General features: G+C 45.2%; 19 protein-coding genes. 4 read left to right on the top strand and 15 right to left on the bottom strand.

Features of this window, described 5'->3' with window-relative positions; genetic code table 11:
* The first annotated feature begins 7 nt into the window (after window positions 1-7).
* Both JQC93_RS11445 and JQC93_RS11450 read left to right on the top strand, forming a co-directional pair.
* On the top strand, window positions 8-1,219 hold the full coding sequence (locus tag JQC93_RS11445; RefSeq protein WP_205158573.1) for a glycosyltransferase: 1,212 nt from the start codon (window positions 8-10) through the stop codon (window positions 1,217-1,219).
* A gap of 31 nt (window positions 1,220-1,250) precedes the next feature.
* Complete coding sequence (locus tag JQC93_RS11450) at window positions 1,251-2,339, top strand: glycosyltransferase (protein ID WP_205158574.1); 1,089 nt, start codon at window positions 1,251-1,253, stop codon at window positions 2,337-2,339.
* Here the strand turns inward: JQC93_RS11450 and JQC93_RS11455 are convergent.
* The 8 genes from JQC93_RS11455 to JQC93_RS11490 form a co-directional block, all read right to left on the bottom strand.
* Complete coding sequence (locus tag JQC93_RS11455) at window positions 2,332-3,180, bottom strand: MaoC/PaaZ C-terminal domain-containing protein (RefSeq protein WP_205158575.1); 849 nt, start codon at window positions 3,178-3,180, stop codon at window positions 2,332-2,334. The genes JQC93_RS11450 and JQC93_RS11455 overlap by 8 nt on opposite strands.
* Window positions 3,181-3,195: 15 nt before the next feature.
* Window positions 3,196-3,783, bottom strand: coding sequence for a DUF4136 domain-containing protein (locus JQC93_RS11460; RefSeq protein ID WP_205158576.1), 588 nt, complete (start codon window positions 3,781-3,783; stop codon window positions 3,196-3,198).
* 8 nt (window positions 3,784-3,791) lie between these two features.
* Complete coding sequence (locus JQC93_RS11465; RefSeq protein ID WP_205158577.1) at window positions 3,792-5,234, bottom strand: coniferyl aldehyde dehydrogenase; 1,443 nt, start codon at window positions 5,232-5,234, stop codon at window positions 3,792-3,794.
* 117 nt (window positions 5,235-5,351) lie between these two features.
* Entirely contained in the window at window positions 5,352-7,712 is a 2,361-nt protein-coding gene (locus JQC93_RS11470) for a Lon protease family protein (RefSeq protein ID WP_205158578.1), read from the bottom strand.
* Window positions 7,713-7,969: 257 nt separating this feature from the next.
* Entirely contained in the window at window positions 7,970-8,467 is a 498-nt protein-coding gene (locus tag JQC93_RS11475; protein ID WP_205158579.1) for a MarR family winged helix-turn-helix transcriptional regulator, read from the bottom strand.
* Between the two features lie 83 nt (window positions 8,468-8,550).
* A complete protein-coding gene (locus JQC93_RS11480) occupies window positions 8,551-9,804 on the bottom strand; it encodes a quaternary amine ABC transporter ATP-binding protein (protein WP_205158580.1) in 1,254 nt (417 codons plus the stop codon).
* Window positions 9,797-10,696, bottom strand: coding sequence for an ABC transporter permease (locus tag JQC93_RS11485; RefSeq protein ID WP_205158581.1), 900 nt, complete (start codon window positions 10,694-10,696; stop codon window positions 9,797-9,799). The genes JQC93_RS11480 and JQC93_RS11485 overlap by 8 nt, the downstream gene beginning before the upstream one ends.
* Window positions 10,697-10,774: 78 nt before the next feature.
* Window positions 10,775-11,764 (bottom strand): ABC transporter substrate-binding protein, encoded by a 990-nt coding sequence (locus tag JQC93_RS11490; RefSeq protein WP_205158582.1) that lies wholly within the window; start codon window positions 11,762-11,764, stop codon window positions 10,775-10,777.
* Between the two features lie 371 nt (window positions 11,765-12,135).
* Between JQC93_RS11490 and JQC93_RS11495 the strand changes: the two genes are divergently transcribed.
* The gene (locus tag JQC93_RS11495) at window positions 12,136-12,531 is read left to right on the top strand and encodes a YgiW/YdeI family stress tolerance OB fold protein (RefSeq protein ID WP_205158583.1); all 396 of its coding nucleotides are present in this window, start codon (window positions 12,136-12,138) and stop codon (window positions 12,529-12,531) included.
* A 58-nt stretch (window positions 12,532-12,589) separates the two neighbouring features.
* Here JQC93_RS11495 and JQC93_RS11500 read toward each other — a convergent pair whose 3' ends face one another.
* From JQC93_RS11500 to cobA, 6 genes are all read right to left on the bottom strand, one after another.
* Window positions 12,590-14,008, bottom strand: a complete 1,419-nt coding sequence (locus JQC93_RS11500; protein WP_205158584.1) for an ATP-binding protein — start codon at window positions 14,006-14,008, stop codon at window positions 12,590-12,592.
* Window positions 14,009-14,043: 35 nt separating this feature from the next.
* Window positions 14,044-14,706, bottom strand: coding sequence for a response regulator transcription factor (locus JQC93_RS11505; RefSeq protein WP_205158585.1), 663 nt, complete (start codon window positions 14,704-14,706; stop codon window positions 14,044-14,046).
* Window positions 14,703-15,104: a PepSY domain-containing protein gene (locus tag JQC93_RS11510; RefSeq protein ID WP_205158586.1), complete on the bottom strand. Its 402-nt coding sequence runs from the start codon at window positions 15,102-15,104 to the stop codon at window positions 14,703-14,705. Before JQC93_RS11510 ends, JQC93_RS11505 begins: the two co-directional genes overlap by 4 nt.
* Before the next feature lie 131 nt (window positions 15,105-15,235).
* Entirely contained in the window at window positions 15,236-15,580 is a 345-nt protein-coding gene (nirD, locus tag JQC93_RS11515; protein ID WP_205158587.1) for a nitrite reductase small subunit NirD, read from the bottom strand.
* Window positions 15,581-15,699: 119 nt separating this feature from the next.
* Window positions 15,700-18,249, bottom strand: coding sequence for a nitrite reductase large subunit NirB (nirB, locus tag JQC93_RS11520; RefSeq protein WP_205158588.1), 2,550 nt, complete (start codon window positions 18,247-18,249; stop codon window positions 15,700-15,702).
* Window positions 18,250-18,305: 56 nt separating this feature from the next.
* A complete protein-coding gene (gene cobA / locus JQC93_RS11525) occupies window positions 18,306-19,124 on the bottom strand; it encodes a uroporphyrinogen-III C-methyltransferase (RefSeq protein ID WP_205158589.1) in 819 nt (272 codons plus the stop codon).
* Between the two features lie 447 nt (window positions 19,125-19,571).
* Here cobA and JQC93_RS11530 point away from each other — a divergent pair, with 447 nt between their 5' ends.
* On the top strand, window positions 19,572-22,079 hold the full coding sequence (locus JQC93_RS11530; RefSeq protein ID WP_205158590.1) for a molybdopterin oxidoreductase family protein: 2,508 nt from the start codon (window positions 19,572-19,574) through the stop codon (window positions 22,077-22,079).
* 30 nt (window positions 22,080-22,109) lie between these two features.
* Here the strand turns inward: JQC93_RS11530 and JQC93_RS11535 are convergent, their stop codons facing one another.
* Window positions 22,110-23,147 (bottom strand): acyltransferase, encoded by a 1,038-nt coding sequence (locus tag JQC93_RS11535; protein WP_205158591.1) that lies wholly within the window; start codon window positions 23,145-23,147, stop codon window positions 22,110-22,112.
* Between the last annotated feature and the right edge of the window lie 10 nt (window positions 23,148-23,157).

Consider the following 23,157-nt stretch of genomic DNA (forward strand, 5'->3'; position numbering starts at 1 on the left):
TTAGCTTATGCGCATTCTCACTCTGACGTCACTGTTCCCAAGTAGTACCATGCCTTCGTTGGGTATTTTCATCGAAACTCGCATGAAGCAGTTAAAGCAACGTTTTCCTGATGTGACTGTCGATGTCGTCGCTCCTGTTCCGTGGTTTCCTTTAACCCATCCCAGGTTTGGTGACTACGCAAAATATGCAGCTGTGCCTAAGAAAGAAACTCGAAATGGCTTTACAGTCCATCACCCTCGCTACTTGGTGATCCCTGTCGTAGGTATGTATTTCACGCCCTTTTTTATGGCCTTAACACTGGTCGCCTTTTTCTTATCGCAAAAAATTAAGCAGCGCTACGATATTGTCGACGGGCACTACTACTACCCAGATGGTGTTGCCATTGCGTTAGTGTGCAAGATGTTGCGGATCCCTTTTACACTTACCGCTCGTGGGACGGATATTAACCTCATCCCCGAATACAAACCGGCAAAAAAAATGATCCAGTATGCGATTCGACAATCCGACGCCAACCTAGCGGTGTGTCAGGCACTCGCAAACGAAATCGATCACCTTCAACCCTGCGACCCTTCAGCAGTAACACTAAGAAATGGCGTTGATCTGGAGTTATTTCGCTATGCCGACCTTCAACAACAACACGTTTTACGTGAACAGTTAAATCTACCCCTAAATCAGCCGATTGCGGTTGCGGTTGGATGGCTGGTAGAACGCAAAGGACAACATCTAATTGTTGAAGCTTTGGTTCAATGCCCCGAGCTACAACTGTATTTTATTGGTACAGGCGAGCAACAATCGATGCTAGAGCAGCGAGTGAAAGCACTTGGCCTTGAAAGGCGATGTCATTTTGTCGGCTCTAAACCACAATCTGAACTTCGCGATTGGTTTGGTGCCGCTGACATGTCGATTCTTGCATCTAGTCGAGAGGGGTGGGCAAACGTTCTCCTCGAATCCATGGCATGCGGTACACCTGTTGTCGCGACAAACATTTGGGGCACACCCGAAATAGTTTCGACATTTGATGCTGGTGTCCTAATCGAAAGAACCGTCGACGATATTGCCCGCGGCATTCAACGTTTGACCAATGAGCCGCGCAAGCGCCATAAAGTGCGACAACATGCCGAAAAGTTCTCTTGGGATGATACCTGCAATAAACTCTATCGCGTATTTGAACAGACGCTTAGCAATCGGTCTTCACAGCAAACCGCTTCACCCAATTAAAGCCCGACATTAAACATGGAATGTATTTAGTATGAGTCGTATTTGTCATCTGGTTTACAGCTTTGGAATTGGTGGATTAGAGAAACTGATCTTAGATATGGTGTGCGATTCTCATCAGCACTTTGAGCACCATATTGTCACGTTGACTCAAGCGGACCCTGCAATGATCGAATTACTTCCCTCCAACGTGCATATATACCAGCTAAACAAAGCGTCTGGGCACAGTATGTCGATTTATAGTACCCTCTATAAGCAACTAAAAATCATTCAGCCAGATACGCTACACTCCTATAACCTCGCGACAATAGAGTATCAATGGATAGCCGCTCTACTTAGGATCCCACGAAGAATCCACGCTGAACACGGTCGTGACAGCTACGATCCCGATGGTTCCAACAACAAGTATCGACTGCTACGAAAACTATGCTCTCCCGTAGTACATAAATTTGTAGCCGTTTCCAAAGACCTTGGAGACTGGCTACAACAAGATGTGGGTCTGTCATTAAGAAAAGTTCAGGTTGTTCACAATGGCGTCGACACTAAGCATTTTTATGTCGAAACCAAACAGCGCAGCCCTAAATTCACCCTCGGACACGTAGCTCGAATGCAAGCCATAAAAAATCAAACCATGTTGTTGGATTCATACTCGCAGGCTTGTCATCAAGATGCTGATTTTGCGATCAACAGTCGCTTAGTGCTCGTAGGAGACGGACCTGAACTCACAGCGTTGAAACAGTATCAACAGGCTCTTCCACCTCTGGGGGAGGTTGTATTTGCTGGTGCGCAGATGGATGTAAAACCTTACTACCAAAGTTTTGACCTGTTTATTCTTAGCTCAATTGCCGAAGGGATACCCGTCACTCTACTAGAGGCAATGTCAATGAAGGTGGCGCCTGTAGTGACAAACGTTGGCGGAATTAAAGAAGTAATAAAACATCAGCACAATGGTTTATTGATCGAAAGTGAGAACCGACCGCAACTCACAGAAGCCATATTGACCCTGTACAGTGAACCGCTCACAAGAGCAAGAATAGCAAAGCATGCCAGAGAGCATGTGGAGCAGAGTTACAGCAAACAGCAGATGTTAAGCCAATACTATCGGCTCTATGCTGCTAGCTAGCGCTAGTAATAACCTCTGCTTCTACAGCTGTGCGATCACCTTCCAGCGATAATGCCCAGCGATTCCCATCGACCAGAAGCGTTGCACTATTTGGCATTAATATAGGCTTGGTGAAGCGAAAGTTTGCTCGGCACAGCTGTTGGTTTTTTTGCGCACTCAAAATCACCGCGACTGAATACATGCCATGAACAATTGGGCGCTTAAAACCGAACAACTTGGAGAGCCAAGGCGTCAGGTGTATGGGGTTGTAGTCCTTTGATATAGAAGCATAATCTCGGCCAACTCGCGACGAAAATGAAATCTCTTTGACCGTTGTCCAATCTGATGACTGCTGAGCAGTTTCGTTTTGGCGAGGCCGCCGTTTTGCCGATGTCTTATTGGTAATTTGAATATATCGGCTCACAAAACCTGCCACGATCTTTTGCTCGTTAACAAAGTTCACCACCAAATCAAATTGCAGACCTTTTTCACTCCAACATTGCTCCCCCAACGATACTTCGACTTGGTAGGCTGCACTTGGATCCAGCAAGGCATGCTGTTCAAACTCAATGGATACATGCACTAAGCCAAGTAGTTTAATGGACAAACTTTTTTGAGATAGATAGCTCAGTTGCACTTGCTGTGTGGCCACAAACAAAAAGCTTAACGGTATCGAGTTATCTGAAAAGTTGAAGCATTGACGGTAACGCTCAAGTTGCTGAGACTCAAATTTAAACTCGTTAATAGACCACTTACCTGCCGATAACGGCTGCCCTCTTACTGGCGTACTGCGTTGAGTCAGTGCCAAAAATGCCAGTCGAGTATTTGACGGAAGCTCAGAAAGTAAATACGTTGTAGTCATCCTTTACCTTGTAATCTATTGCGCAGCATCAGGCATTGAATTTAGATAGCGTAACATTGATTCAATCCTATCTTGCATCAAACCGTTTTCTTCGTATTCTGGAGAGACCGGTCCCTGAGACATCGCGACCCAACGGCTTTGCATATCAGGGTTTGCAGAAAATAGCGCAAGAAGCACCGTACCTTTCTCGACCTGCACACCTTCTATCTCCTCGCTACCATCAATGTTTATTCCCGTATTGAGTAACGTTTTTGCAAACAGCGCCACGTCAGACAGTTGCGATTCAATCGCAACGCCATAGCCTATAAGAAAATCTGGATTTTGCGAGAGCAATACTTCTTGATAGCCTTTATAGGCTAATTTGGCACGAATAGATTGTAACAGGTGAGCATCAATACTTTGCTCGTTGTAACTGTCGTCTAGAAAATTATTTCCAGACTGAGGGTGCCATGCGTATCGGGTCGCATTATTAGGGATAAAACTAAGATCACCACTAGTGATCGTCGCTATAGGTAAACTAGGGATTTCTGGCTCTACCGTCGTTGTTACACAGCCCGATAATCCAATTACTATCCCGATAAATAACAACCACGATGCTTTCATAACTATCCTTAACGAACAAAAAATCGACTGAAAAATGACACTGCAAACTTCTTATGCAGAAGTAATAGTGCGCTTCTTGGTAACCAACTTGGTGTATGCATGACGGTTTTTGCTTTACTGAAAGTTTTAAAACCTTCAACGCCATGATAGTGACCCATACCTGATGGTCCGACACCACCAAAAGGAGCATCTTCTAAAGCAACGTGGATAACCGTGTCATTAATCGCGACGCCTCCGCTGTGGGTCTGCTTAAGCACTTGTGATTGTTCATGTTTATCATCACTAAAAAGATAGAGAGCAAGTGGACGGGGACGCTCATTAACATAGTCCAGCGCTTCAGACAGTGAGTCAACAGTCACAATAGGCAGTAACGGACCAAATATCTCGTCTTGCATGATGGTCATGCTATCGTTTACGTTCTTAACTAACGTTGGCTGCATCAAATAAGGCTGGTCGGCGTTTGATAACGAAGCATCTAACGATATTAATTGTGCCCCTTTTTGCTCAGCATCAGGTAAATAGCTTTGCAAGCGCTCCCACTGACGCTGGTTAATAATGGCCGTCAGTTCGCCACTCTTTTTCATCGATTGAAGATAGCGTTTGGAAAATTTTTCGATGAATGCGTCTTCAAGCGATTTTGGCAGCAAAACGTAATCAGGTGATACACAAATCTGGCCACCATTTAAACACTTTCCAAACAACAAGGCGTCGACAGCTTTGTCGAGCTTCCCTTTGTCCGTGATGATAGCAGGTGATTTACCGCCTAGCTCTAGAGTCACTGGCGTGAGGTTTTCAGCCGCCGCTTTTGCCACGAGCTTGCCAACTGCAGTAGACCCAGTAAACAACAGATGATCAAAAGGTAATGCACTAAACTCACTTGCGACATTGGGCCCACCTTCAATTAGGCAGACTACGTCTTCCAAACCTTTAAACAACGAGCGTAATGCTAAATTGGTGTGAGGCGTAAACTCTGAAAGCTTAATCATCACCGTATTACCAGCCGCAAGCGCTATGATCGTAGGCGAAATGGCTAAAATGATCGGGAAATTCCATGGAGAGATAATCCCAACAACACCCAAAGGTTGGTAAGTCACTTTGACACTTGATGGCGTAAACATAAGCCCAGCATGACGTTTCTCGGGCTTCATCCACTTAGACAGTTTATTTTGCGTATACTTCGCCTGCTGAACACTTGGCATGACGTCCGCCATAAGCGAATCAAATTCAGTTCGGTGACCGTAATCTTTGCACAGAGCCTCGACAAGCCGTTGCTTATTATCCAACAAATTTTGCTGTAAAGTGCGGATTCGCTCTGTTCGGGTCTCTAAACTAGGGTAACGTTGCTGTGCATAGACGTGCTGAGAGCGTTTGAAAAGCTGCTGTAAGCTCAATGATTGCTGACCCTCTAGAAATGAGAGCGTTTCAATCGGTTTATCTGTCTGTGCGTTCATGCAAAATTTCCCTCAACTGGATGCTGGTTGGCGTCACAAGGCCTAACACAATCAAGATGTTATATTAAGCCAACCGCCTCCCAGAAGCCAAGTTAAGTTCTAGTTTACACTGTAAAACTACTTTCTAAGTGCGTTCAGTTTTGCTTGCGCAATCCCATAAACCGTATTGATTGGATAGCTGCCCTCGTCACTTGCAACGCCAGCTTCTATTCCCATGAAAAGCTCAACAGCTTCTTCTACACGATCTATAGCGTATATAGTGAATGTACCCTTCTCTATCGCGGTGACAATATCACTTCGCAGCATCAAATTTTGCACATTCGACCTTGGAATAATCACTCCCTGAGCATTATTCCGCCCTTTTATTCGGCAAACATCGAAAAAACCTTCGATCTTTTCATTCACGCCACCTATTGGCTGAGCTTCACCAAACTGATTCATGGAACCGGTGATCGCTAACTCCTGCCTCACTTCTCTCTTGGCAAAGGCCGACACGACGGCGCAGAACTCTGCCATACTTGCGCTGTCACCATCGACGCCTCCATAAGATTGCTCAAAGGTTATCGTCGTAGTCAGTGGTACTTTGGCGGTTTTTCCAAAGACGGTACGCATATAAGCGGACAAGATCATCACACCCTTAGAATGAATACTGCCCCCAAGATCGACCTGTCGCTCAATATCGATCACCTCCCCTTCACCGTATGACGTGGTGGCGGTGATTCGATTTGGCGCGCCAAAGGCATGGTCAATTGTTGCCAAAACCGACAGCGCATTCACTTGTCCAACTGCCACACCTTCAGTACGCATCAGTGTGGTGCCGTTAACAAACGACTCCATAACACCTTCTTGCATTCGGCTAACACGTGATTCCTGATTCGCCAACGCTTGTTCCACGTGCGAGCTTACGATCCGTTTCGCGTTGGCCGCTTTCGCAACGTAGTTGGTTTCGCGAAGCAAATTGGCAATATGCGCCGAGTGAAGCGACAATTTTGTTTGGCTACCACTGCGACGAGCGCTGTGCTCGATGATTCTTTCAATGGCTTTGACGTCGCAATGCAACAATTTATTGTCGTGGACTATGCTTGAGATAAAACGAGCGTAGTGCATTTCGCTCGACTCGTTACGATCCATTTCGTCTTCAAAATCAGCCGTAACTCTAAATAACTCAGAGAACTCCGCGTCGTACTGCTGCAAAAGCTGATAAGTTCGATAGTCGCCAAACAAGATAATTTTAATGTCTAGTGGAATCGGCTCTGGATCAAGAGATACAGTGCCGGTCAAGGTCACTTCTTTTTCCAGTGAGGTCAAGCTGAGTGAGCGTGAGCGAAGTGCGCGTTTCAGACCTTCCCACACGTAAGGCTGTTCTAACACTTTCACCGCATCCATTAACAGCACACCGCCATTAGCGCGGTGCAGTGCGCCAGGACGGATCAAAGAGAAATCAGTAAATACCGTGCCCTTAAATGTTGCTGTTTCAATATAACCAAACAGAGAGTGATAGTTTGGACTTTCTTCCACAATAACAGGAAGTTGAGACTCAGTTTGACTGACTAACACATTAATTTTGTAGCGCCTTGGAAGACGTTTATCGAGTGATGCACCAGCAATATCCGCTTGCTCGTTGCCTTCTTCGAGAAATATATCGACGTTTTCAATCACATCAGTTCGCAGGGCTTTAAGGTAGTGTTTTATCTCGGAGTAGTTCTCGTATTTAGTGATCAACTCTTCAACTAAGTGCCCTGCCACTTGATCTGCGCGTTGGTTATTGAGGCGCTTAATCTTGTTAGCGTAGTCTTCTTCCCAATCGGTAAATACTCTCACCATTTCACGTAGCAGCGATTCCAACTCATCAATGTTTTGATCAAACAACTCCTGTTCTTTTTTAGGAAGTTGATCAAAAGACTCTTCGGTGTGTTGCTCTTCGCCATTTAGCGCCACAAATTGATAGTCACCTTGCGGAGTGATAGAAAGGCTAATGGCCTTTTCTTTGGCCATAGCAGTCATTTTTTCAAGCTCTTGAGCTTGTTTGGTGGCCAGTTGATTTTTGAGTTGTTCGGAGCGAGAAAAGTACATTTCGTTGTCAAACGCTAAAGGCATCGCTTTAAGCAACTTCTCCATCAGCTTTTCACAATCGGTTTTTAACAGCGAACCAATACCACTTGGCAGTTTGAGAACTTTAGGGGTTCGTATATCGTCGAAGTTAGCCACATAACACCAGTCGGCTAATTCGCCATTTTGATGTGGATTGCGCTTTAAATAACGCAGGATCATGGTGCGCTTACCCAACCCATTGCGACCAATCGCATAAATGTTGTAGCCTTTTTCTTTGATCGACATGGCAAATTCTACGGCTTTTTGCGCGCGTTCCTGTCCTACGATTTCGTTTATAGGAACAATATCTTTTGTCGACTTAGCAGGAAGGTTAGTTAGGTCTGAGTGTTGATATACCTCTGAAGCAACTAGCTTATTTATCCCCATAACTTCATCCTCTCTTTTCTAAAAGTATACACAATAGACAATCGAAGGACGCCAACTTGGCGAGATTCCCCAACATTAAGACAAATGGTGTGTCGATTAACCTATAGAAACCCAATTAGTTTAAGTTTATCAAGACGATGAGAAGGATTAGGCGATTTTGTGGTGCAATTGAGAGACTCAACCGTTTGATTGGTCAAATATCCAACGAAACGGCGCATGAAAAATCATCTGTTGCCGGTTTAAGAGTTAAAACCGTGTCAGTCTGTCTTATCAGGTGCAGAGCTATGACGATCGAGTTGACCAATATCCAACACAGGAGATGCGTCAATATGGTCTGCATCCATCATATAAGCGATACGTTGTAACGACGAAATTATCATCGTCTGTTCCCAGCTCTGCAAATCACTAAATTGACTGGCAAAGTGCTCTTGTAGGGGAATAGGTGCGTCAAACAGTGTATCTCGACCCAATGGCGTTAGGATTGCGTGTACTTTGCGCTTATCGGTATTAGACCGTTCACGAACGACGAATCCGCGTTTTTCAAGTCGATCTAGAATAGAGGTTACGGTAGCCTGACTTAAACTCATTTCTTTGGCCAGTTCACCGTTGGTGAGCAATCCTTTGTCACGCAATGTTTGCAACAACAATACTTGAGGTGCAGTCAGACCTGTTGTTTTGGATAGATGCTTCGAATGTAGATCTGTTGCTCTAATCACACGTCTTAATGCGACTAAAACTTCTTCAATATTATTCACGTCGGTTCTCTTTCATTACCTATACAAATAGGTTGTGATGCTTAAGGCAATCACAACCTATTGATTTTCAGGTGCTTTGGACCTTAGCTCGCCGGAGATTTTTCCTTGTCTTTAGAAAGGTCTCCATTTTGCGAACTATTGGTTGTTGATTGTTCATCGGTAGAGTCAGTAAATATTTCGGCCACTGCACTACGCTCTAATTCGCCTTGCAAATTACCTTCTTCATCAACAACTGGCAATGAATAATCAGAGACGAGTGATTCAGGCAATACTTCTTCGATGAACGAGTCAGCCGATACCGTAGGCACCTCTTCATAAATATCTTGCTCTAGATCTTTTTGTTCATCGTTTTGTGCATCGATTAGGCTTTCACGCGTGACCACGCCTTGATAGCCTTCGTCAGTCACATGATACGCGTAATCCTGCTTCACGCCTTTCATCTGTTTAAGCGCTTCTTCGATGGTGGTTGCAGTAATGCGATACGCTGGCGGTTGCATTACATTCTCAACACTCAGTGCACGTGCGCGATTTACATCTTTAACAAAGGCTTCAACGTAATCGTCAGCCGGACTGAGTAAAATCTCATCCGGTGCGCCCTGTTGGACCAATTCACCGTCTTTCAAGATCGCTATACGGTCACCTAAGCGAAGCGCTTCATCCAAATCGTGTGTAATGAAAATAATGGTTTTGTGCAGTTTCTGTTGCAGCTCGATCAATTGGTCTTGCATCTCACTACGAATCAGTGGATCTAGCGCCGAGAATGCTTCATCCATCAGTAGTATTTCTGCATCGGTGGCTAAAGCACGAGCCAGTCCAACACGTTGTTGTTGGCCACCGGACAATTGCGCAGGGTACTGTTTTTCGTAACCTTTCAGTCCAACCGTTTCCATCCACTCAATCGCTTTAGCATGACGATCGGCTTTTGCGATACCCTGGATCTCTAGGCCATACGCGACATTTTCTAGTACCGTTCTGTGCGGCAAAAGCGCAAAGCGCTGAAACACCATCGACATTTTTTGTCGGCGAAACTCTTCCAACTCTTTACTGGACAGTTCCATTACGTCCACACCTTCAACCAATATCTTTCCCAAAGTAGGATCGATTAAGCGGTTAAAGTGACGGATCATGGTCGATTTTCCAGAGCCTGAAAGCCCCATAATCACGAAAATCTCACCTTTATTAATTTTCATATCTATCGCTTTTAAACCGACAGTGTGGCCGGTTTCAGCGAGAATTTGCTCTTTACTTTGACCAGATTTTACTCGATCGACAACCGATTGAGGTTTCGGTCCAAAGATTTTGTACAGGTCACTTATTTCAATGAGAGGCTTAGTCATGTTTAAGATCTCCTAAGTGCGCCTGGGTACGTTTTGCATAAGCTTGTGAGGAGCGGTCAAACAGTATCGCCAGTGCCACAATCGCCAAGCCGTTTAGAAGACCTAATGTAAAGTACTGGTTAGTAATGGATTTAAGCACCGGTTGCCCTAACCCTTTAACCCCGATCATAGATGCAATAACAACCATCGACAGTGCCATCATAATGGTTTGGTTAATCCCAGCCATAATAGTTGGCATTGCCAAAGGTAGTTGCACACCGACCAATCGTTGACGTTTACTCGCACCAAATGCTTGCGCAGCTTCTAGCACTTCTTTGTCAACGAGGCGAATGCCTAAGTTGGTTAATCGAATTACCGGCGGAATTGCGTAGATTACTACCGCAATCAATCCTGGTATTTTGCCAATGCCTAGCAACATGACCACGGGGATCAAGTACACAAATGCTGGCATCGTTTGCATCACGTCTAATAGTGGCGTCACAATGGACTGAACGCGATTGGATCGCGCCATCGCAATACCAATAGGAATGCCTAGCACTATAGCTAGCATGGTACACACAGTAATGATGCTCAGCGTTCGCATGGTATCTTCCCACATGCCAAAGTAGCCGATCAGCAATAAAGAAACAAAGCAGCTCACAGACAATTTCCACGAGCGACTAGCGGCATACACCAATGCAACACAAATGGCTAACACAATAACCCAAGGTGTAGAGAGAAGTAGTTTTTCAAACCAGACTAGAAAACTAAGCAGTGGGTCAAAGAAAGATTCGATCATCTCGCCATATTCACGAGAAAAATCACGGTATGCACCGTCGAGTGTTTTACGAATAGTTCGTAGGCTTTCACGATTCATTTCTGGAAATTCGTTCAGCCAATTTGTATCGGACATGATTTACAACCTTTAACGACCAGAGCCCGTGAGGGCCCTGGTGTACAACCAAAGCGGAATGTTACCGCTCTAAAATATTTACAGTGCGTCTTGCACTTTCTGTGCGATATCTTGTGGTAGCCACTCTTGCCAAATTTGAGGGTACTCTTCTAGGAAGTGGTACATGGCTTCTTCACCATTGGCTTGGTTATCTTCCATCCATGCCAACACTTGGTTCATATCGTTGTTTTTAAAGCCACGCTTTGTGAAGTACTCATACGCTTCTGGTGCACGAGCCGCAAACTTTTCAGTTGTGATGGTATGCACAGGTGATGGTGGGTACATCGTTGGTTTTGGATCGTCACACTCAGCTTGAGTGGTACAGTTAATAAACTCGTCCAAATCAACGCCACTGCCAAAGTCTACTTTGACCATAGTGTATTTACCCAATACTGCAGTCGGTGCCCAGTAATAGCCCAACCAAGCTTCACCACGCTCGTACGATTTCGCAATAGAGCCAGAAAGGCCTGCTGCCGAACCTGGGTCAATAATGTCAAAGCCTGCATCTTCCATATTCATTGCACGATACAAGTTTGCTGCACTGATCTGGCAGTTCCAACCCGCTGGGCAAGAGTAAAATGCAGAACGGTCTGGGTCTTCTGGGTGTTCAAACAATTTCGCGTGTTTTTTTACACCTTCAATAGTTGCCATTTCTGGGTGCTTCTCAACAAGATAAGCTGGAACCCAAAAACCTTCTTCACCGCCGTCAATGAGTGATTTACCTGCATAACGAATACGTTTTTCTTCTACACCGCGATCTAAGGCATCTTTTAGCGCGTTACTCCAAAGCTCTGGAGCGATGTCAGGCTGCCCTTTTTCGATCATTGAAGTGCCGGTCGGCATTGTGTCACCTGGGATAAGCTCTGCATCACAGTCGTAACCGTGTTCTAGAATAAAGCGGTCCACATTGGCCATGACACTGGCTGAGTTCCAGTTCATATCGGCGATGGTTACTGTGCCACATTCACTCGCATGAGCCTGTGTCGATAGAAGTCCAGCCGCTAGAATTAACGGCATTTTGTAGTTCATAATGAGTTTCCTTTCTCTTAATGTCCTAACTAGGTTACCGAACCAATCGTTAGTATTCAAACTAATTCCTTAAATTCACGTTTTAATTATTGGTTAAAATTAAGTATTGGCCCGGTAAAAATAGAGAAATATCATGCCAAATTGTGCGAAAAACGGTGACTTAGTCAGCAACGAGAGGACCAGTAAGGCTCCGTGTTATCTCACCATATCTTTCGACATCAAAGCAAATTTCGCAGGCTCCCCACCGTTGGTTTATTGTACAAAGCAATGCGTTGATGATAGATGAATGGAATATGAACGTCCTACTCAGCACTGATTCAATCGCACTGCGTTTTAATAGACCTCGTTAACCAAACGGTGAGGAAAAACCTATGAAAACGATTAAATATACGATTACCGCCATTGCAGCAGCTCTTATCATTTTACCAACGGCGAGCGCTTACGCTAAAGGGGATGACGATGGCGACAAACGCCACAGGGCACAGATTGAATTTGCAGGACCTGCAGAATTGACTCCAATTTCTGAGCTTCTTAAAGACACAGGGTTCTTCTCAGAAAGAGACGCCATCGTCGAAGGTTACTTCATCAAACAGTTAAACGAAGATACGTATATTTTTAGTGATGGTGAAAGCGAGATACAAGTAGAGCTCGAAAAACGAGCACGATTTGAAGGGACATTAACGCCTGATACTCACGTTCGAATCTATGGCGAATTTGAAGGCGGTAAAACACCAGAGATTGAAGTAGAACGCATTTTAGCGCTTTAACTTAAAAGGTTTAGCGGCAGCGAATTTAGCTGCCGTTTTTTTGGTTTGGAGAGATTGTTTATTTACAGGGTAATGTAACAGCGACACACAATCCGCCACGCTGACTGCGACTAAACTCCACCTGACCTGAATAACTTTCTGCTGCCACTTTAGCGATCGACAATCCTAGCCCGCTGCCTAACGTTGTCTCATCAAACCGACGACCGCGAGTCGCAAGCTCTTGGCACTGTTTCTCATCCACCCCTGGCCCATCATCTTCTACATTGATGGTGACATGTTGACCAACATTGGAGGCCGATACCCGCACTTGAGTCGTTGCCCATTTGTAGCCATTTTCAATAATATTGCCAATGATTTCGTTGAGGTCTTGCTCATCAACGGCCAGCCTCAGTTCGTCATCGACTTCATTAACCAATAATATGTCACGCTGCTGATAGACCTTGTCAAATGCCATAGAAAGACTATCCACGACATTGCTTGGATTGGACTCTACCGCAAGTATATTTTTTGCACCCGCCACGCGAGCCTGAGCAAGATGGTATTCAATGTGAGTTTGGAGCTGTGCAATGCTTTGTAAAATTGGCGCTCGAACATCAGGGCTTAGATTACTAGCGTCTTGCTTGAGCACAGTCAAAGGTGTCTTCAACGCGTGGGACAAATTCCCAGCATGATGTCTGGAGCGTTCAAGTAGATCCTGATAGTGAAACAGCAGCGCATTAAGATCGTCCACAAGCGGCATGATTTCTTTCGGATAACGCCCTACTACAGAGTTGGCTTTGCCTTTTTCGAGATCGTTTACGCTGTTTTGGAGCTGTTTTAATGGCCTAAAGGTCCACTCTAATTGGATAAACAATACCGCACATAACCCCAACACGACTGCAACTAATATAAACCCTATCGAACTGGAGATTTTGAGTACCGTAAGTTCCAATGGCTCCTCGTCTATACCCACAATAACGTATACTGGCGCGCTATCACCTACCAGTGTGATGGTTTTTGAAAGTGCAATTAGTACCTCACCTTTAGCCCCAATAATTGGGTCGTCATCATCATACCAATATGTGGAGGCTTGGGCGTTCTCACGACTGTTGTGAGATTTTTCTTCGGGTTGGGTTATGTCTGTATCCCACAATGATCTCGAACGAAGCACCTGATCATTCGCGGCGACTCTCCAATAGAATCCACTGTAAGGCTGTTGATATCGCGCGTCACTGACATTGCCCGTTAAGTGCAGTTGACCTTCTGCATCCCACTCTAAATTCGCCAATAAATCGTCATACACAAGCTCCAATTGCTCGGTGCTGTTTTGCCTCAAGAAAAGGTCGACAATCGTTGGGATCGCAACAGCGGCAACTGCGCCGAGTAAGGCTAACCATAAAAGCGTCGTCGCATAAAAACGTTGTTTTAGGCTAAGATGGCGGGGAGTAAGCTTACGTCCAATGTGGGTTAGACGTTCACGTAAAGAAGATTTAGCCATCAAACATTGGCTCCATACACTGCACTTTTTTCAGATTACGCATCAACATTGAGTCGATAACCCAGACCTCGCACTGTTTGAAATACTTTTGGAGAGATCTTTTTACGGATACGGCCAATGAACACTTCTATGGTGTTGGAGTCTCGATCAAAGTCTTGCTTATAAATGTGCTCAACCAACTCTGTTCTTGAAATCACTTTTTCAGAGTTATGCACAAAGTACGCGACCACCTTGTACTCTAATGCCGTAAGCGCCACAGCCTCGCCTTGCCACAGCACTTTGGAACTGCGTGTATCCAAGCTGAGATCACCTAATGAAATCACCGGAGATGTGTTCCCTGATGCTCTGCGTAAATGAGTACGAACGCGAGCAATGAGCTCCAAATTCTCAAAGGGCTTTGTCACGTAGTCATCGGCGCCAGAGTTGAGTCCCTCAACACGCTCCGATAATGCACCCCGTGCGCTGAGAATAATAACTGGCGTATGGATTTCTTCATTGCGCAAACTTTTTAACACGGTCATGCCATCTAGTTTTGGAAGGCCCAAGTCGAGAATAATTAGATCCCACTCTTCTGACGTTGCACGATAGAGTGCGTCGATCCCATCAAACGAGACGTCGGGCGTCCACCCGTTCTCTTCGATCACTTGAGCAATATTGTTTGATAGCGCTTGGTCATCTTCAACAATTAGAATTTTCATGGTGTTACTGGTCGCTTTATCAAGTTTATAAGATCTCTTCCTTCTAACTCTAACAGTTCTAAGGTGCCACCATCGTACTTAGCTTCAAAGACTTGCTCACCCTCAACCAACTTTAGCTCGTATTCCCAACCGCTGCGATTTTTCTCAAGCTCGACCTTTATCACACGACCTTTAAGTTGACTTTCTACCACCGCATATAGTTCGGAGAAAGGGCGCAGCTCACCATTTTTAACCGCGTTATACACTTTGTCCTGTCCCTCTTCGATCTCAACTTTGGTATCTGGAGAAACCACGTCTTGCAGTAACTCGTGACCTTGCTTGGCAAAGGCCGTCGTTGTCGAAAACAGCATTGATGAAGCGATAAAAACCGCACATAGGTGTCTAAGTATTGAATTCATAGGCTTTTCATCTTGAGATAACTTGTAGTGAGTATACCTAATCAAAAGTGAACCAAACATGAATGAAGAGCGCAAAACAAAAAAAAGGCTCTACCGAATAACGGTAGAGCCTAAGTATTAGTATCTGCGGTCTATGCTGCGATCTCTTCCAAGAAGGCAATATGGACTACGCCATCTTTTATCTCTACCGGATAGGTTTTGAGGACGACTGATTCATCTTCCAAACATACACCAGTCTTTAGGTTAAAGTGCTGTTTATAAAGTGGTGACGCGACGTGTGGTTGGTCACCAATGCCACCAATTAGTCCTCGAGACAACACATTGGCTTTGCCAAATGGGTCATAGTTTGAAATCGCATAAATCGATTGTGTACGAGTACAGTTGAATATTGCGACCTGCTCACCTTCGACTAATGCACACACTCCAACATTGGGCGCTAAATCAGTTACGCTGCATACAGCTTGCCAGTTTTGCATAGTAGTTCTCCTTATTAAGGCTGGGCCTTATCTTCCTTGTTTCTAGAAGTCATCGATAATGGGTATTTGAGTGCCAATCTTGGTCAATTGGCACTCAACAAATTTAGTTGTGATCGGTCTTAGGTAAGTTCAACCACCTCTATGGCATTTTCAGCGTATTCGTCCACCTTATCTGCAGGGATTAACTGGTCGCGGACACTGATGAATTTTAGTTTTTCATCGCGCTGATCGCTATTAATGAAGTGACTAAAGCGTTTTAGTTTTTCTGGAGACTCAATGGTTGTTTTCCACTCACATTGATAGTTCGCAAGACTGGCTGCCATCTCTTTTTCAAGCTCATCACAGATGCCCAATTTGTCTTCTATAACCACTTGTTTTAGATAGTCTAAGCCGCCCTCTAAGTTTTCTAACCACACAGATGTACGCTGCAGCTTGTCTGCGGTGCGCACATAAAACATCAATACGCGGTCGACATATTTGATCAAGGTTTCATCGTCCAGATCCGTGGCAAATAGATCGGCGTGGCGTGGTCGCATCCCTCCATTACCACACACATAGAGGTTCCAACCATTTTCGGTGGCGATGATGCCTATATCTTTACACTGTGCCTCGGCACATTCACGGGTACAGCCCGATACGGCAAATTTCAGTTTGTGTGGTGCACGCAAGCCTTTGTATCGATTTTCAATATCCACGGCAAAGCCAACTGAGTCTTTCACACCAAACCGGCACCAAGTGCTACCCACACATGACTTAACGGTTCGCACCGATTTGCCATAGGCATGGCCAGTTTCAAATCCAGCCTCCACCAATCGACGCCAAATTACGGGTAGATCATTGAGTTGTGCACCAAACAGGTCAACCCGCTGGCCCCCAGTGATTTTTGTATAGAGGTTAAACTCTTTTGCTACTTCACCTATCACAATAAGTTTGTCTGGAGTGATCTCGCCACCTGCAACTCGAGGAACAACTGAGTAGGTACCGTCTTTCTGCATGTTTCCAAGATAAATGTCGTTGGTATCTTGCAGTTCCATATGCTCACTTTGCAGCACATAGTCATTCCAAAATGAAGCCAAAATTGACCCGACCGCAGGTTTACACAACTCACAACCAAGCCCCGTTCCGTGAGAATTTAGAAGCTCGTCAAAGGTCTTTATTTTGTTGACTCGAATGATGTCGGACAGCTCCTGACGCGAATAAGCGAAGTGCTCACACAGGTCGTTATTTACCTCTACACCTAGACTAGCAAGTTCGCTATCGAGCACTTGCTTGGCCAGCGCACTACATCCACCACAGCCGGTGGACGCATTGGTTGAATCCTTTAATGCAGCCATAGTTGTACAACCGTCGGCAACCGCTTGTTTGATGTCCCCTTTGGTCACATCAAAACAGCTACAGATCTGGGCGCCGTCTGGAAGTGCTTCAATCCCCATAGCTGCGCCTTCATCCTCTGCAGCATTAGGAAGAATCAATACAGACGGGTTGCTCGGTAACGGCATGTCATTAAGTTTGGTTTGCAGCAATGTTCCATAAGACTCGGCCTCACCAACCAATACCGCGCCCACGATTTTTGACCCGTCTTCAGACAAAATAAGACGTTTATAGACTTGATCAATCTCATCATGATAAGTGTATGATTGCGCGCCCGGTGTTTGACCGTGCACTTCACCAATACTGGCGACATCAACGCCCATGAGCTTAAGCTTGGTACTCATGTCTGCACCCGTAAACTCACTGGCTTCGGTAGGTTCGAGGATATGCTGCGCCGCGACTTTGGCCATCTGATATCCGGGGGCAACAAGTCCAAAAATTTTGTTATCCCACAAGGCACATTCGCCAATAGCATAGACATCTTCTTTGTCCGTCAGCATATGGTTATCTACACTGATGCCACCACGTTCACCTATGGCGATGTCACCACCACGAGCCAACTCATCTTGAGGACGGATACCGGCAGAAAACACGATCATATCGGTTTCTAAAAAGCTGCCGTCAGCAAAGTTCATGCGGTACCTAGATATTTCACCAGCAACGATTTCTGTGGTGGCCTTTTCTGTGTGCACGCCAACACCAAGAGCTTCGATTTTGCGTCGCAATAGCGCGCCACCACCCTCGTCTAGCTGAACCGCCATCAATCTTGGCGCAAACTCGACCACATGAGTTTCTAGTCCTAAGTTTTTGATTGCATTCGCCGCTTCTAGCCCCAGCAAACCACCACCAACGACAACACCACTCTTACTGACCTTACTGCCCGCTTCAATCGCATCGAGATCTTCAATAGTTCGGTATACGTAGCAATGCTCTGAGTCATTGCCCGGAATAGGAGGAACAAATGGGTAAGAGCCCGTCGCCAATACCAGTTTGTCATAGGCTTCTTCTCGACCACTTTGTGTGATCACTTTTTTGCTGTTGGTATCCACTTGAGTGACTTTCTCATTAACGACAAATTTCACACCATTTTCTTCATAGTAGGTTTCGTCGGTAAGTGATAAATCTTCGACGGTTTTTCCCTCGAAGTAAGAAGTCAGCTGCACTCGGTCATAAGCCAATCTCGGCTCTTCTGAAAAGGTAATAACATCAATATCCGAACGCTCTGCGGCAATTAAGTTGTCAATAAACTTATGACCAACCATCCCGTTTCCAACTACAACAATCCTTTGTTTACTCATGGCTTACTTCCTGTCTTTAATTTAAATTTTATAATTTGAATGTGTTTTTTATGGCGCTAAGCGGTCAATGGCAATGGCTCTACCGATTCCAACATTTGCTGCCTCAATTGATCTACTTGCCCAGCGACTGCAACCGTCTCACCAATCACGATAAGTGCAGGGGAGACAACATTATTTTTGTCTCTCAAGTCACTTAAGCTCCCTAAGGTACCGATGAGGGTTCGTTGCTCGGACGTACACCCTTTCTCAATAAAAGCGGCGGGAGTGAGGCTATCGAGGCCATGGCCAATTAATGCTTCCATGACCAGTTCACATTTCGATACGCCCATATAGACGACCAGTGTTTGATTGAGTTGTGCTAACGCTTGCCAATTGTGTTCGAGTTCTTTTCCTGCGTGAGCCGTGATGAAGGTACACCCTTGTGTCAAACCTCTGTGGGTTAAAGGGATATCAGCGTACGTGGTGCAACCAGACGCTGCGGTAATACCAGGAACAACATCAACATCAACACCTGCAGTGAGCAGCTCAAGCATCTCTTCACCGCCTCGCCCGAATACAAATGCATCTCCACCTTTCAATCGGCACACTTTTTTACCTTGATAAGACAATGTCACCAGGATTTGATTAATTTCATCTTGAGTAGCACTATGACAGGCCTTTGATTTTCCTACATAAATCGTAGGCGTATCGATAGGGAAAAGCTCTCTTATAGCCTTGCTCACCAGATTATCAAAAACAATCACGTCAGCCTGTTGGATGGTTCGTAACGCTTTTATAGTCAGTAAGTCAGGGTCTCCGGGACCGGCTCCGACTAAACTCACATTGCCTATTGTATGACCGAATTGACTGTAGTTAGCTGTTGACTGTTTATTCATTCCTCTCACTCCCAAACTGCGGGTATACCTTAAGTCAGCAAGGAGAATGCCAATAGACAAGACACACTTCCCTAGTGCATTTTATTTACTATTATTCAACAACTTAAAAGCAAATAATATTCGAATATACCACTTTGGAGTTAACAAAATTGATACGTGCTGTAACAATAATTGAACAAACATGGTGCACCTAAAATAGATAAAACGCTTAAAATGGTGCAAAAGTATCCTATTTCGCTATGCCAGAGCCAATTCCCCTGGGTCATACCCGAACGCTCAGCAACTTAACCAACTGAAATAAATAGATTAATTTGTAATTTTCAACTGATTTCGGGGGATTGGCGTACTAGTTGCTTTACTGTTTGTAACGAGCTGTAATCCAAATAGACCTGCTCACTGTGCAATTGTCCAAGTGAAGGCTAATTGGTGAATTTAAGGAATAGATGAATGAGTCAAGCGGATCAAGGATGGATTAAAAGTACATGCGCATACTGTGGTGTAGGATGCGGCATAGAGGCTCGCCCAAAATTAACGGGAGAGCTAGAAGTTCGCGGCGATCAGCAGCATCCATCTAACTATGGCAAGCTTTGCACCAAAGGGATCGCGCTTGGCGATACCGTGATTCAAGATGGTCGATTACTGACGCCAACCGTTCAGCAGCAGGGACTGAAAAAACCGCTGTCATGGCCTTCTGCCACCAACATGGTCGCTAGCAAGTTTGAGCAAGTGATTAAGGATCATGGACCTGAAGCTGTTGCCTTTTACGTTTCAGGACAACTGCTTACCGAAGATTATTATGTTGCCAATAAATTGATTAAAGGGTTTATGGGAAGCAGTAACATAGACAGTAACTCACGTCTTTGTATGGCGTCTTCCGTTGTCGGGCACAAACGAGCGTTTGGCAGCGATACCGTGCCAATCTGTTACGAAGATATCGAACACGCTGACATGGTTGTACTGGTTGGATCCAACCTCGCATGGTGTCACCCTGTACTCTTTCAAAGACTACGAAGTGCAAAACAAAGTAACCCAAATCTCAACATTGTGGTTATTGATCCTAGAGTCACGGCAAGTTGTGACATCGCAGATTCACACCTTCCTATATCATCGGGTGGCGACGTAGCATTGTTTAACACGCTACTCGCTCAGATGGAAAAACAAGGTGCCATAGACCACCCATTCATCGACAAACACACCAATGGCTTTGCTCAAGCGCTTTCTTCTGCTCAAGCTGAAAATAGCGGCGATGACTACGCAGATGCAGCTCAAGCGACCGGATTATCTCAGCAACAAATTGCCCAGTTTGTTAACGACTTTATTAGGACGGAAAAAGTACTCACCATATATTCTCAAGGTGTAAATCAGTCGAGTAGTGGCGCAGATAAAGTAAACTCCATCTTAAACTGCCACCTAGCCAGTGCAAAAATAGGTAAAAAAGGCTGTGGCCCATTTTCTGTAACTGGTCAGCCAAATGCCATGGGTGGACGTGAAGTGGGCGCTCTGGCAAACATGCTCGCAGCTCACATGGAGTTTGATAATCCAGAGCACCTAAGCGCACTGTCCCAGTTTTGGGGTACGCAAAATTTAGCCACTCAACCGGGCCTCAAAGCCATCGATTTATTTGATGCGATGGAACGTGGAGAGATAAAAGCAGTCTGGATCATGGCAACCAACCCCGCGGTAAGCTTACCTGACAGCGACAAAATTGCTCGCGCCTTAAAGAAATGTGAATTTGTGGTGGTGTCTGACTGTATAGAAGGAACAGAAACCGCCCAGTACGCCGACCTTTTATTGCCTGCCCAAGGCTGGAGCGAAAAATCGGGTACAGTGACCAACTCAGAACGACGAATTTCTCGACAGCGCCGTCTTTTACCCAGTCCAGGTGAAGCGAAACCTGATTGGTGGATCATTTCTCAAGTAGCTCAAAAAATGGGATTTGCTGACGCGTTTGACTATCTGCATGAAGGAGAGATATTTACTGAATACGCTAAATTGACCACCCTAGGAAATAAGCACGGCGAACGCGATCTCAACTTAATTGGCCTCACGCAACTGGATGAGCGAGGTTACAGCACCTTAGCGCCACAACAATGGCCAGTATTCGAGTTGCAAACGGATGTCGTCAATAAGCGATTCTTTAACGATGGTCTGTTCTATACGCCTAACGGCCAGGCCAACTTTGTTGCTGTTTCTCATCGAGAGCCTATTTCTGCCAGTAACGAGGAATTTCCTTTGCTGCTAAACAGTGGCCGCTCACGCGATCAATGGCACACAATGACCCGCACAGGTTTATCGGCGAAATTGGCAGAGTTCGATCCCGAGCCCTATCTACAAGTTCACCCTTCGACGGCGCAGTACTTAGACATAGAAAGCGATCAAGTAGTCTCTATTTCGAGCCCTTATGGCGAATTTAAAGCGCGTGCAACAATCACTGAAGACGTACTGCCCGAGCAGGTATACGCCCCAATACATTGGAGCGCGCAAACAGCAGGACAGAGTAAACCTTGTAGCGTGATTGCACCGAATGCCGACCCATTTTCAGGTCAACCTGAATTTAAACACACGCCTGTTAGTGTTGCGAGGTGCGATCATAAAAGCCACGCTCTAGTGATCACTCAATCATCGATTGATCAAAATGTCATTGGCTCGGCTGAGTTGGATTATTGGGTAAAACAAAAAGTCCCACAAGGCTATCTCTACATCATTGAATCAAGCCGAGATGAAAATGGGTTGATTCAAACTGTTGAAAACCTGCTTCAGGATACTCGCGGCCGGCAATATCAATCAATCCTTGCTGGCAATCGCATTACTACCAGTCTGAATTACAAACAAGAGAAGCGCTATGCCATGTGGGTTTGCGCCAATATTAATGCGGCATTGGATCCGTCACTCCTTGTAGAGCTGTTTAGCAATGGGCACGATGAAATGGCTCTTTTGCAATTAACAACATCATAATCGCCAAAGTTTGCGCTTTACCAAATCTTGCTAGGCAAAGCGCAATCTTAAACGGGCAAAAGACATTGGCGTTTTATCAACAGCGACCACTAATAAGTAAGACCCAAGTAGCGTTCCTATAAACACCAACGCGTCTTTGGCTCCTTGAGTAAACCCAAGTACTCCGGCTAGGTTAAACAAGATAATAATGACAAATAAATGAGTGACATACATTGGAAAGACCCATTGCGACAGACGAGCCCAAATTGGGGATTGCCCTAGGTTTGGTTTTGCCAATAACCAAAAAAATAACCCAACAGACCAAACCGCAGTGCCAATCAAAAAGTCGTTCATATTAAACAACTGTCCCTTACCGTGTAAAAACAGCGCCTCTGCAAAGTGCATAGACAGACCAAGCAGCGCAATAGCGCGAGCAGAGGAAGCCGGTAAAGACCAATCATTCCGTCTAATGGCATAGCCTATTGATACCATCAGCAAGCTGAAAAAGGGACCATTACGAGTAAAAATAGGCGCGCTCCACTCAGTTATGATCGCGTAGCTACCAGCACCTACTCCATACACATACAGCGCAATGGCTACAGGCAATAGCAACCCATACACTCTTAGTCGTTCAAAAAGTGCAATGATAATGACCGCACTCACCAGCGCAGGCAAATACCACAGATGAACCAAGCCACCTTCAAAAAGAGAGTTGAGTGGCGTACTGGCTAAGAAGCCCCAATAACCTTCCCTTTCCGCGAGATAGCCGTGTTGGATTAGTGTGCCAAGGTTAAATGGCATGACCAGAGCGATCGCACTCCAAAGTGCCCAAATAACCATCAAAGGCATGCAATATGAACGGGCTTTTTTGAATGGTTTCTGAGACAAAGATGGGTAGATTAAGTAGCCAGCCATGAGAAAAAACAGCGGAACTGCGAAGCGGCAAAGTTGATTAATCAGGTAATTCAGCCAAGGTTCGCCATCGACAATGGCATAGTCCATAAAAAATTGACCATGGATCAGCACAACGGCGACCAATGCCACAACTCGTGCGACATCAAAACTGTATATTTTTGGAGTGTTATACATGAGTAAATTT

The organism is Vibrio ulleungensis, assembly GCF_016900875.1.
Classification (GTDB): domain Bacteria; phylum Pseudomonadota; class Gammaproteobacteria; order Enterobacterales; family Vibrionaceae; genus Vibrio; species Vibrio ulleungensis.